This window comes from Lishizhenia sp. (assembly GCF_057456495.1).
In genome coordinates this window covers 1-11,304 of record NZ_JBVCPV010000094.1, presented here as the reverse complement: position 1 = coordinate 11,304, position 11,304 = coordinate 1, and the positions used below count along the sequence as shown (strand labels likewise).

Sequence of the window (11,304 nt, the reverse complement as noted above, 5' to 3'; positions counted from 1 at the left end):
GTAGGTTAGGCGTTGTGGATGCTTCGGAGTGTCCGCCTACCTTTGGTGTTGACTTTAATACTGTTATTGGTTTGATTGCTGGAGGAGATGCTGCCATACGTAAAGCTGTTGAATTTGCCGAAGATGATGTTAATCAAGCTTGGAAAGATTTACAGGAGAATAATTTTACAGCGCAAGATACCTTGGTAGGGATAGCTGCTTCGGGATCTACTCCTTATGTTATTGGAGGGATTAATAAAGCAAGAGAGTTAGGTGCAATTACTGCAGGTATAACGTGTAACCCAAACAGTAAACTGACTGAAGTTGTAGAGCATGCTTTGGTGCCTGTGGTAGGACCAGAGTTTGTAACTGGTAGTACGCGTATGAAGTCCGGAACAGCTCAGAAAATGGTCTTGAACATGATTTCTACTGCTGTAATGATAAAGTTAGGTCATGTTAAGGGGAACAAGATGGTGGATATGCAGTTGAGTAATGTAAAGCTTGTTGACCGTGGAGCTAGAATGGTTGCGAACAATTTAGCTATAGATTATGATGCGGCCAAAGCGTTGTTGTTAAAGCATGGGTCTGTAAGAAAGGCTACTGAAGCGGGTAAAACTGGAGTGTAGGGTGATTTAATAAATGAAGAAGTGATCCCCGTCATTTACCACCTGGGTCTTTTCAAAAATAGCTTGTGCCTCTTCGGTGTGTTTTTCAACGGTTTTGTAACGAGCTGATAAATGCCCGATGATCAATTTCCTTACCTCGGCCATTTTTGCTATTGTGGCTGCTTGTTCTGCGGTAGAGTGTTTGGTAGCCTTGGCGCGTTCAATTTTGTCTTTGGTAAAGGTAGCTTCATGGTACAATAAATCCACGCCTTTGATCAAAGGAATGATGTCTTCTTTGTAAGCTGTGTCTGAACAAAAAGCATAGGATCGTGTGCGTTTAGGCGGTAAAGTCACATCTTTTGCACGAACGATACTTCCATCTTCTTTTTCTACATCTTTCCCTTGTCTTAACTTAGAAATGTAGGCAACGCTTAATCCTGTTTTATCGAATTCTTCCTTGATTAAATTTCTTTCCTTCGGTTTTTCTTTAATCAAGAATCCAGTAGTTGGAACTTTGTGTTTTAAAGGAATAGAGTGTAGCTCTATCAATTTATCTTCGAAAAGTAATTCTGATTCTTTGGGGTTAGTGATGACAAACTTTATGTTGAAATTAAGGTGAGCACCACCGATTTCTAATTGCTGCTTGATAATTTGCTCCAATCCTTCTGGACCGTAAATTGTCAAACCTTCATTTCTTCCAAGTAATTGTAGTGTAGACAAGTAGCCTACTAAACCAAAGAAATGATCACCGTGGAGGTGACTAATACAGATATGACTGATTTTTTGTAAACGAACTTTGAATTTACGCATTTGAAGTTGCGTTCCTTCACCACAGTCGATCAGTATGTGGCGTTCGTTGCAGTTTACGTAGTGTGAAGTAGCGCCTCTTTCTAGGGTAGGAATTGCAGCTCCTGAGCCCAAAACGGTTACTTCAAAGCGCGTCAAACTTATGCGTTTATTTTAATTTGAGCTTCTGGTAAATTATCTACGATAGTAAATACTCTATCCAATTGAGCTATGGCAATCATTTTCTTCACAGCATCGTTTAATCCACAAAGGATGAACTGACCACTACCGTTTTTACATAATCTGTTAGCGGTAAGAATAGCCGTTAAACCTGAAGAATCACAGTATTTTGTAGCGCTTAAATCAATGATCATGTTGTTCACACTGTCGTTATTGATTTTAACCAATACGCTTTTCAATTCTGGCGCATTGCTGGCATTCAATTTATCTACCTTAGCGGTAATTACGGAATAGTTATCAAACTCTGCAGTTTCGAAGTTCATATTTGTTTTAGCTTTCGGTAAATGTAATAAATTTCTTAATTAGTGAAGATTCAATTTTTAACGTTCAATTTTTGAAGCTAATAAGTAAATTACAGCCATACGTACAGCTACACCATTTTCTACCTGGTTTAAAATGATAGATTGCTTGCTATCCGCAACATCTGATGTAATCTCAACTCCTCTGTTGATAGGACCTGGGTGCATCACAACAATTTCTTTAGATAGAGAATCTAAAAGTTCTTTGTTTAATCCGAATAACATCGTGTACTCTCTCAATGATGGGAAGTACTTGATGTCTTGTCTTTCCAATTGAATACGCAACATATTGGCTACATCACACCATTCTAAAGCCTTGCGCAAGTTGTGTTCTACTTTTACACCTAATTCTCCAATGTATTTTGGGATAAGAGTAGTTGGTCCACATACCATAACTTCAGCTCCTTGCTTTTGTAAAGCGTAGATGTTAGATAATGCTACACGCGAGTGTAAAATATCACCTACAATAACTACTTTTTTACCGGCAACGCTTCCTAGTTTTTCTCTGATTGAATAAGAGTCTAATAAAGCTTGTGTTGGGTGTTCGTGTGTTCCGTCTCCAGCGTTTACTACACGTGCATCTATTCTTTCTGATAAGAATTTTGCAGCACCTGGGTTGGGGTGACGCATCACTACCATGTCTACTTTCATAGACAAGATGTTATTTACTGTATCTACTAGAGTTTCACCCTTCTTTACAGAAGATGATGCCGCACTAAAGTTTACTACATCTGCAGATAATCTCTTTTCAGCCAACTCAAAAGAAAGTCGCGTACGCGTTGAGTTTTCAAAAAATAAATTGGCAATCGTAATATCTCTTAATGAAGGAACTTTTTTGATCGGTCTGTTGATCACTTCCTTAAAACTATCCGCCGTTTCGAATATGATTTCAATATCACGAGGGGTTAAGTCTTTTATTCCAGTAAGATGGTCTACACTAAGATTATCCATTATTGTTCGGTGTATATAGTACTACTTTATCTTCTCCTTCTATCTCTTTCCATTCAACAGAAACACGCTCAGAAATAAGGGTGTCAACCGTCTTACCAACATAATCCGCTTGTATGGGTAAATGACGTTTGAATCTTCTGTCAACTAATGTAAGCAGTTCAACTTCACTTGGTCTACCAAAAGCCAAAAGGGCATCTAAACCAGATCTGATCGTTCTTCCTGTATACAAAACATCATCGATTAATACGATACGCTTGTTCTCTATGCTGAAGTCGATATTGGTAGCACTTGGGATGGGGGGTCTTTCTCTTCTCCTAAAATCATCTCGGTAAAAAGTAATGTCTAGGGTACCACAAGCAATAGAATGCCCTGTGATATTTTCTAACATCGCTTTTAATCTATCCAGAACTTTCACGCCTCTTGGCTGAAGTCCAATTAATACAGAATTTGAGAAATCGTTATGACTTTCAATGAGTTGATAACAAAGTCTGTTAAGCGTTAATTCGAAATGCTTAGAATTGAGAATGACTTGCTTTTCCATTGGGGACAAATATAGTTTATTCGCTCCAAAAATGAGTTCAATTTTATTTAAAAATTTGTCACTCGACTTCGCTCGCGAACCTTTAAATCCTGAAAATTAATTTTAATAACTAAAAAAATCAACAAGAGGTTATCGATCGGAGTCGAGATACCCGAAGTGTTAATCCTTACTACTTAAATCTTAACAAGCTTTTTTTTAGCCTTTATGCTTCTTTCTCTTTTTGCGGAACAAAAAATAATAAAATCATACCCAAAGCAAAGAAGATGGTAATAGAAATTACAGAGTCTCTTAAATCTCCCGTAATACCGTAAACCAATCCCCAGAAGAAGGTTCCTAAAACGATACCAATTTTCTCTGTAGAATCGTAGAAAGAAAAGTAGGAAGCGTGGTCTTTTGTATCGGGTAAAAATTTAGAGTAAGTAGAACGCGCTAAAGCTTGAACACCTCCCATCACTAAACCAACCCCTGCAGCTAACAAATAGAATTCAACAGGTGTTGTGATATAATAGGCTACAACACATAAAATAAACCATAGCGCTACCACGATTTTAAGTGTATTGATATTTCCTAAAAGGGAAGAGGTTCTAGACATCACAAAGGCTCCTACTGCAGCTAAAATTTGAATAAGTAGAATAGAAACTATTAAACCTGTATCTCCACCGCCTGGACCCCATTCAATTTCTTCTTTAGCAAAGTAAACAGCCATAAGCATTACCGTTTGCACTCCAGTATTGAAGAAGAAAAAGGACATAAGGAATCTTTTTAATCTTTTTGTTTTTCTGAATTCTTGGAAAACTGCTTTCAATTCTTTGAATCCTTTCCAGATATAACCTTTCTCTTTTTTACGATTGTAAACATTGTGAGGGAGTGCTCTAAATGTAATTTGACTAAAACCTAACCACCATATTCCTACACCGATGAAAGAGTATTCAACCCTCCACCAAGATGCGATAGAAGCATTGTAAAGTCCATTAGTTTCATCCGATGACATGATCATGAATAAGGAAAGAACCAATAATATCATTGCTCCAAAATACCCCATGGAGAAACCTTTTGCAGAAATTTTGTCGTGATCTTTGGGTTCAGCAATCTCAGGTAAGTAAGCGTTGTAGAAAACCAATGAATTCCAGAAACCTATACTGGCCAGGAAGATGGAAATCATACCAATGGATATGTTTTCGCTGAAAAAGTAAAGCCCCATACATGCAAAAGAACCGAGGTAACAGAAGAATTGAAGAAATCGCTTTTTACTACCTACCACATCGGCAATACCAGAAAGAAAAGGGGATAGTACAGAAACTACCAAAAAAGAAAAACTCAAAATGTAGGTAATCAACAATTGATTTTCTACCTCCATTCCAAAGAAGTCTACCATTACCTTTTCATTGGGTAACAATTCCTCTCTATCCGGAAAACGTTCCAAATATTTGTTTTTGGTAACATTGCTATAGAAAATAGGAAAGATGGCACTTGAGATTACTAAATTGTATACAGAGTTGGCCCAATCGTAAAATACCCAACCACGTATTGTTTTCTTATCTCCTTTTTGCATATACTAGATTTATAAGGTGCTAAATATAATAGTTTTGAGTAATGAGGAGAAAAGTGAATGTGGAAGAGGAGTAATATTCTTCAGTTGCAATCAAGGTTATCGAGCGGAGCGCAGTGCAGAGACAAATCCTTCAAATTGCAATAAACGACAACAGGTCATCGAGATAAGCAACAATTAGGAGTTTTAATTTAAAAATTCTTCAATTCAGCCCAGACTCTGGCGATGGGTAAACCTACGACATTGTAGTAAGAACCTTCTATTTTTTGAACACCTATCTGACCTATCCATTCTTGGATGCCATAAGCTCCCGCCTTGTCCAAGGGTTGGAATTTTTCTACGTAGTAGTCTATTTCTTCTTGACTCAATGCATTAAAAAATACGCGTGTACTTACACAAAAACTGACTTGTTTTTCTTTGCTGCTCAAACATACACCAGTAACTACCTCATGATCGTTATTGCTCAAAGAAGCGATCATTGCTTTGGCTTCTTCTAAATCTTTGGGTTTGCCTAATACAGTGTTGTTGATGATGACAGTGGTGTCTGAAGTTAGTAAAACTTCGCCCTCCTTTAAAGTGTCTAATAAAGGTGCTGACTTTAATTTACTCAAAAACTCAGCTACCTCATGCGCAGGTAAATCTTCAGGATAAATTTCTTCCACTTCCTTTGTTCTTACCTCAAAGTCTAAGCCTAAACCGCTAATTAATTGTTGACGACGAGGAGATTTTGAACCTATGATAATTTTGATGTTGTTGCGCATGATAGTTTAAATTAATTATCCTTCTATGTACACAGGGATTATTTCCACTGATTTTGTTGTTTTAAAACTTGAAGTGCCTTTTTTAGGTAAAACAGTTTCTCAGATTTTAAACTAGATCCAAAGGTAATTCTTTTTGAACCTTCCATTACAAGTCGATTTCCTTGACTCCCTGGATATCTGAAATTAGTAGTTTGTTCATTTATTGTTTGAACTTCCTTCCATGAAAACTTTTTTACAAGACCAATATTCCCAACTCCTGTAAATACTTTACCTCCTTCATTATTCAGTGTAATTTCAACTTTACCCCAAATAGTCATGAGGGTAAGGCTCCAAAAAATAATTGCACCAATTATGAAAGGTATCCCAAATAGTGATTGTTGTAGGTCAAATTCTCCATTAATCAATTGATAACCGTAAACGGTACCTATGGATCCACCTGTCCAAACAAGCATAAAAGGAACCAAGAAAAAAGCAATTGGGGATCTAGTTGATGCTCCCAAAACGGTTTGGTTGAAATCATTTTTTAGCCAAGTACCTTTTGGACTATCATTTATATCAAAACCTAAAGTTGTTGAATCCTGTACGTTTTCAGAGATTATAAATACATTTTGACATGTCGTACAAAGAGCAACATCTGTTAGTACGTTTAGATTTTCTGTGGCAATTTCAGATTTACATTCTGGACAATTTAACTTCATTTTTTTAAGCTATAATTAACCAATAAAATGGTGTTAGTAAGCCAGAGATCATGGCTACTTTAATTAACAGATGAGTGGTGTGGTAGTTGGCTTTTTGACTCGATTTCCACAACCAAAGGATACTCAATATCACAAAGAAGGCAGAAATTAAAAGGGGCACAACATCGATGAATTTAATGCGTATATCTGCTAGAATAAAGTAAAGTGCACATGAGAAAAATGCAGGGATCAACAAAATGAAAGTGCTGATTAGTTTCGTTTTTTTAGTAGATACTGTTAAAGGTAAAGTATGTGCATGTAGCTCTTTATCTCCCTCTTTGTCTTCAATGTCTTTGATGATTTCTCTGGCCAAATTCAAAAAGAAGGCAAAGAAACCAAGGGTCATTGCCATATATAAAATCAAGTAATGCGTATCTCCCAAAGGTTCAAAAGGGTAGATGAAAGGATGGTTTCCTGATAATTGATGTTGGTAAAATATTCCAACTAAAAAAGGAACCAATGCGGTTAACAATGCAATCAATACATTTCCCAAAACTTTGGTTCTTTTAAAATAGCTCGAATAAAACCACAAAACATTAATGCTCACCAAATGAATGAAAACATACCAAAAAGACGCAAAGTAAATACTTAAATAAACGGCAATTCCAAAGGCGATAACATTGATCACCCAGTGTGAAACAATGGCCCATCTTCTTTTGATGTGTTTATCAATTATTAAACGTTCTGGACGGTTAATTCTATCGGCTACCACATCAAAATAATCATTGATGATGTTACCTGCACCAGCAATCAGTACGGTTGAGAGTACCAATAAAATAAAGGTGTGACTGAAGATCAAGCTTTCGCCTTCATAACGTAAAAAGTAAGCATCAAAATAAGCTGCTAAACCAAACATGGTAGCTGCTATAATGAGCAAGTTAATCGGACGCAATAGCTTAATAAAGTGCATTATTTTATGATTTTATATTCGGTTCTTCTGTTTTGTTGATGAGCAGCCTCTTTTTCTTTATCTGTAGCTAATTTAGCAATTTCTTCATCAGTAATTTTAGGTTGTGTTTCCCCATAACCTTTAAAAGTAAGACGTTCTGCTGCAATACCTTTGTTTACCAAATAATCGTAAACGGCTTTTGCTCTACCTTCGGATAATTTTTGGTTGTCTTCCGCATCTCCTCTTGTATCGGTATGACCACCAATTTCTATTTTCAAGCTTGTGTTCTCTGCTAAAAGTTTGTACAGTTTATCCAACTCCGTAAAGGATTCTTTTCTGAGTATAGTTTTGTTTAAATCGAAGAATACATTCTCTAATTCAACAATGGCATTTTCTTGCGCCAACGGGTGCATAGGCACGTCCATATGTACACCTTCATTGTCTTCTCCAGAAGTCATATCGAAACTTTTAGAGAAGAAGGCATATCCCGGATAACTCACGTTTAAGGCATATTTTCTATCGGTAGGTAGGGCCACCAAGAACTCACCATTTACTTTATCAGCTTCAGCAGTAATCACCACTTCATCGTTGGCAATGTCTATCAACTCAAACTTACCCGGTAAAGGATTCCCAGTTACATCATCGTACACGTATCCTTCAAAATATAATGTCTTTGTAGGTCTTAAATCTTCAGGCATTTCGAAATAGTAGATGTCCAAACCACCCTGACCACCTTCACGGTCTGATGCAAAAAACGCTATTTCTCCATCTGCACTCACCAGTAATGAATTTTCATTGGCTTTAGTATTGATAGGATATCCCAAATTGATTGGATTCCCCCAAGTTTCATCAGGGTTCTTTTTAGCCATGAAAATATCTGAACCACCTAAGCCTGGGTGACCATTAGATGCAAAGTAAAGGGTTTGACCATCTGGGTGAATCAAAACTGATGTTTCTTGGAAGGGAGTGTTGATATTTGTTGGTAAACGCTCCGCTTTAGACCAGTTTCCCTGATCATCTTTGTAGGTAACGTAGATGTCAGAATTGGCCTCATACCCTCGTCCTGATTTTCGAACAAAGTACAATGTTTTACCATCAGAAGATAAAGAAGGTTGTGATTCCCAGTTTGATGTGTTGGCATAACCTGGTAAATTAATGGGGTCTACCCACTGGCTTCCAATTTGCTTGGTGTAGAATAAATCGCACCTTCCATAGCCTTGTTTGTTCGGGCCATAATCTCTAACTCCAGCTGGAGATTCACAAGCCACAAAAACCAAAGATTTCCCATCCGATGAAAGGGTAGGAGCACCTTCGTTTAAGGGAGAGTTAATATTCGAGGGCATGGCAACTGCTTTTTGCCAAATAAACTTATCGCTCAATTGAGAAACAAAGAAATCTTCTTGGAAGCCCATGATGCTTTTAGCCGGAAGTTTACGTGTAAACAACAAAGTCTTCCCATCTACGGTAATCGTCGGGAAGTATTCATCGTGTTCTGTGTTAATTCCAGGACCAATGTTTATCGGTGTTATTGCACGTGCATTTTCTATCGCTTCAATGGAGAATACCGCAGATTTTTTTAATTCGTGTGCTTCCTGCATCACTGCTTCAGCAACTGTTCTACGCGGGTAATTAATTACCATGTCGGTGTATTTTACAACATCTTCATATTCGCCTAGAGCAAATTGTTTTTGAGCGATGGAAAGGTAAAGGGTTCCATTAAAGTTTTGTGCTGGATTGATACGCAGCAATTCCTTTTCGTGGTAAACAGCTTTTTCAAATTCTCCTTTTTGGGCGTAGACTTGACTAATCATATCATGCGCCTCTAAAAAGTCAGGATCCCTCTCTAGGGCCTTGGTAAGTTTTTCAATTTGTTCATTGGCCGGAGATGTTCTGGCCTGTTCAAATAGTTTTATTGCCTTTTTATCCTTGCTACTGTATTGCATTTGAGCCGTACCACAAGCAGAGGTAAAAGCGAAAAGTAAGGTAAGTATCAATAAATTCTTAAGCATACATTCTAAGGTATTTGCATGTATTTATGCGTTTGTAAAGAAATTCTCCATTGTGGATTTTCTTTTACATATTCAATAATTAAAGGCAACATTTTGGCCTCTTTGCTCCATTCGGGTTGTAGGTAAAGTTTACAATCTCCGTTCACTTTTGCTGCATGATCTTCAGCCCATTTAAAGTCAGATTTATTAAAAATCACAACCTTCAACTCTTTGGCTTTGGCATAAGCATCTTCTACTGGAGCTTTAAATTTTTTCGGAGAGAAACAGTACCAATCAATATCCCCTTTCAAAGGGTAACACCCAGAGGTTTCTATGGCAACTTCTATTCCAAGTTTATGCAATTCTTCCACAAAATAGGTCAAGTCATACATAGCAGGCTCTCCACCTGTTATAACCACAAAGTCGGTTTTAGTTGCAGTAATTTTGTCCAAAAGTTCTGTAACGGTAGTTTCAGGATGTTTTTCCGCATCCCAACTTTCTTTTACATCGCACCAAACACAACCTACATCACAACCACCCAAACGCACAAAGTAAGCCGCTCTACCACTGTAAGAACCTTCACCTTGTATGGTGTAAAACTCTTCCATCACCGGAAAACTTTTAACTACTTCCATCTCTTGTTTTTGCATCCTTCAAAAATAGAAATAATCCCAAGTAGTTGAGGGTAATGCTTAGAATTAATGAAGTATGAGTTATTAAGTGTACATGTCTTTTTAGGCCGCTGATCTGGCTATCCTTCCTAGTCCTCGTGTCTCTAACTTTTCAAAAAGCAACAATTGCTCAGCTTCCTCTGGTCGCAGGCACTTCTTGTTTTTCAAAGTTCTCGGCACTGCGGGCTATCCATACTATCCAGGCGGGGAAAGAGTCTAAAGAAATAATTTTCAATCCATAGCTATTTCTAGCGTGTTTCTAGAAATAGGAATAAAAAACTTTAGAAGTAGAGCTGAATCAAGGTGATAACACCAATCAGAAGTACAAAGCTCAAAGAAAGTATTCTGAATTTATTTTGGGGAATGTGGTGTAGGATACGTTTTCCTATATAAGAACCAGCAACACCAATAATAAAGAGAAATGGAACATATTTTAAATCGTGTTGATGAATGTATCCATTGCCCCAATACACAAAGGTTCTAGAAAAGTCTATCATGAAATCGATGAAGGCAGAGGTGGCAATAAATACGCTTTTTTCTAAGTTGAAGGCTGCCATGGTCAATCCCCTTATGGCTCCTCCTGTTCCTAATAAACCTGCAGATAGGCCTGAGAAACTTCCTCCAATGAGCGCATTTTTCTTATTCGCTGCCAGTGCAAAATTTCTTCGAATGAGGAAGAATAAACTGAAGGCCACCAAGAATATACCCAGTATGACTTGTAAATATGTAGAAGCGACATATTTGGACAGGAGTCCTCCAGCAATCACAAAAATAACTGAAGGAATGCCTATGTTGAGCAGTAGCTTTTTATCCAGTCCTTTTCTAAAAAGAAAGATTTTACTTACGTTACTCGATAGGTGAAAAAGCGCCGTTAATCCAAGTACAGAATGATAATCGAAATAAAAATTACCGATGGGAACAAAGAATACTGAAGATCCAAAGCCTCCTATGGTTCCGATAATCTCGGCCAAAAGAGCAAGCAATAGAAAAATGAAGTTGAGGTCTTTCATTCCCTTATATTCGTTTTTCTAAAGATATATGAAAGGACCATAAAAACGCAGTACACCTTAATTTTTTAATCAAGGTTTTTTGCGGCTTCACTTACTTCGAACATTTCTATACACGTAAGCGGACTTTCGTAATCGAATACGACAAGAAATTCATAAAAGCTATTTTCCTTCACTTCAAAGTTTTCTGAAACAGTGTTTCTTGCATCCCATTTCGATAAGAGGAGGTCCTTTTTGCTTTTCCCCGTTTTATAGAAAACAGTAGCTTTGCTAGTATTCAACGTTTTTAACTCCACCTTAT

13 protein-coding genes are annotated in these 11,304 nt (G+C 37.3%); 1 reads left to right on the top strand and 12 read right to left on the bottom strand.

Going from position 1 to position 11,304, the window contains the following annotated elements; all coding sequences use genetic code 11:
• A partial coding sequence (locus tag AC22ZQ_RS08215; RefSeq protein WP_318958299.1) for an N-acetylmuramic acid 6-phosphate etherase occupies positions 1 to 605 on the top strand: 605 nt, incomplete at its 5' end.
• Positions 606 to 611: 6 nt separating this feature from the next.
• On the opposite strand, the gene AC22ZQ_RS08210 is transcribed toward AC22ZQ_RS08215, so the two are convergent.
• The 12 genes from AC22ZQ_RS08210 to AC22ZQ_RS08155 form a co-directional block, all read right to left on the bottom strand.
• Positions 612 to 1,529: a ribonuclease Z gene (locus AC22ZQ_RS08210; protein ID WP_318958298.1), complete on the bottom strand. Its 918-nt coding sequence runs from the start codon at positions 1,527 to 1,529 to the stop codon at positions 612 to 614.
• A 2-nt stretch (positions 1,530 to 1,531) separates the two neighbouring features.
• Positions 1,532 to 1,873, bottom strand: coding sequence for an STAS domain-containing protein (locus AC22ZQ_RS08205; RefSeq protein WP_318958297.1), 342 nt, complete (start codon positions 1,871 to 1,873; stop codon positions 1,532 to 1,534).
• Between the two features lie 57 nt (positions 1,874 to 1,930).
• On the bottom strand, positions 1,931 to 2,860 hold the full coding sequence (locus AC22ZQ_RS08200; RefSeq protein ID WP_318958296.1) for an aspartate carbamoyltransferase catalytic subunit: 930 nt from the start codon (positions 2,858 to 2,860) through the stop codon (positions 1,931 to 1,933).
• Positions 2,853 to 3,401 carry a bifunctional pyr operon transcriptional regulator/uracil phosphoribosyltransferase PyrR gene (gene pyrR, locus AC22ZQ_RS08195; RefSeq protein WP_090249133.1) on the bottom strand — a complete coding sequence of 183 codons (549 nt, stop codon included), beginning with the start codon at positions 3,399 to 3,401 and terminating at the stop codon, positions 2,853 to 2,855. Before pyrR ends, AC22ZQ_RS08200 begins: the two co-directional genes overlap by 8 nt.
• A 202-nt stretch (positions 3,402 to 3,603) precedes the next feature.
• The gene (locus tag AC22ZQ_RS08190; protein ID WP_318958295.1) at positions 3,604 to 4,953 is read right to left on the bottom strand and encodes an MFS transporter; all 1,350 of its coding nucleotides are present in this window, start codon (positions 4,951 to 4,953) and stop codon (positions 3,604 to 3,606) included.
• A 188-nt stretch (positions 4,954 to 5,141) separates the two neighbouring features.
• Positions 5,142 to 5,711, bottom strand: coding sequence for a Maf family nucleotide pyrophosphatase (locus tag AC22ZQ_RS08185; RefSeq protein ID WP_318958294.1), 570 nt, complete (start codon positions 5,709 to 5,711; stop codon positions 5,142 to 5,144).
• Positions 5,712 to 5,749: 38 nt separating this feature from the next.
• Positions 5,750 to 6,409, bottom strand: coding sequence for a hypothetical protein (locus AC22ZQ_RS08180; RefSeq protein ID WP_318958293.1), 660 nt, complete (start codon positions 6,407 to 6,409; stop codon positions 5,750 to 5,752).
• A gap of 4 nt (positions 6,410 to 6,413) precedes the next feature.
• The gene (locus tag AC22ZQ_RS08175) at positions 6,414 to 7,358 is read right to left on the bottom strand and encodes a geranylgeranylglycerol-phosphate geranylgeranyltransferase (protein ID WP_318958292.1); all 945 of its coding nucleotides are present in this window, start codon (positions 7,356 to 7,358) and stop codon (positions 6,414 to 6,416) included.
• Complete coding sequence (locus AC22ZQ_RS08170; RefSeq protein WP_318958291.1) at positions 7,358 to 9,346, bottom strand: OmpA family protein; 1,989 nt, start codon at positions 9,344 to 9,346, stop codon at positions 7,358 to 7,360. Before AC22ZQ_RS08170 ends, AC22ZQ_RS08175 begins: the two co-directional genes overlap by 1 nt.
• A 5-nt stretch (positions 9,347 to 9,351) precedes the next feature.
• On the bottom strand, positions 9,352 to 9,960 hold the full coding sequence (locus AC22ZQ_RS08165) for a 7-carboxy-7-deazaguanine synthase QueE (protein ID WP_318958290.1): 609 nt from the start codon (positions 9,958 to 9,960) through the stop codon (positions 9,352 to 9,354).
• A 317-nt stretch (positions 9,961 to 10,277) separates the two neighbouring features.
• Positions 10,278 to 11,006, bottom strand: coding sequence for a sulfite exporter TauE/SafE family protein (locus AC22ZQ_RS08160; protein WP_318958289.1), 729 nt, complete (start codon positions 11,004 to 11,006; stop codon positions 10,278 to 10,280).
• Positions 11,007 to 11,071: 65 nt separating this feature from the next.
• Positions 11,072 to 11,304 (bottom strand): hypothetical protein (locus AC22ZQ_RS08155; protein ID WP_318958288.1); only part of this gene is annotated, 233 nt, incomplete at its 5' end.

Bases quoted from the DNA above. Each gene is read 5' to 3' on its own strand.
- AC22ZQ_RS08205 (WP_318958297.1), bottom strand. From the start codon at position 1,873: ATGAACTTCGAAACTGCAGAGTTTGATAACTATTCCGTAATTACCGCT.
- AC22ZQ_RS08200 (WP_318958296.1), bottom strand. From the start codon at position 2,860: ATGGATAATCTTAGTGTAGACCATCTTACTGGAATAAAAGACTTAACC.
- pyrR (WP_090249133.1), bottom strand. From the start codon at position 3,401: ATGGAAAAGCAAGTCATTCTCAATTCTAAGCATTTCGAATTAACGCTT.
- AC22ZQ_RS08190 (WP_318958295.1), bottom strand. From the start codon at position 4,953: ATGCAAAAAGGAGATAAGAAAACAATACGTGGTTGGGTATTTTACGAT.
- AC22ZQ_RS08185 (WP_318958294.1), bottom strand. From the start codon at position 5,711: ATGCGCAACAACATCAAAATTATCATAGGTTCAAAATCTCCTCGTCGT.
- AC22ZQ_RS08180 (WP_318958293.1), bottom strand. From the start codon at position 6,409: ATGAAGTTAAATTGTCCAGAATGTAAATCTGAAATTGCCACAGAAAAT.
- AC22ZQ_RS08175 (WP_318958292.1), bottom strand. From the start codon at position 7,358: ATGCACTTTATTAAGCTATTGCGTCCGATTAACTTGCTCATTATAGCA.
- AC22ZQ_RS08170 (WP_318958291.1), bottom strand. From the start codon at position 9,346: ATGCTTAAGAATTTATTGATACTTACCTTACTTTTCGCTTTTACCTCT.
- AC22ZQ_RS08165 (WP_318958290.1), bottom strand. From the start codon at position 9,960: ATGGAAGTAGTTAAAAGTTTTCCGGTGATGGAAGAGTTTTACACCATA.
- AC22ZQ_RS08160 (WP_318958289.1), bottom strand. From the start codon at position 11,006: ATGAAAGACCTCAACTTCATTTTTCTATTGCTTGCTCTTTTGGCCGAG.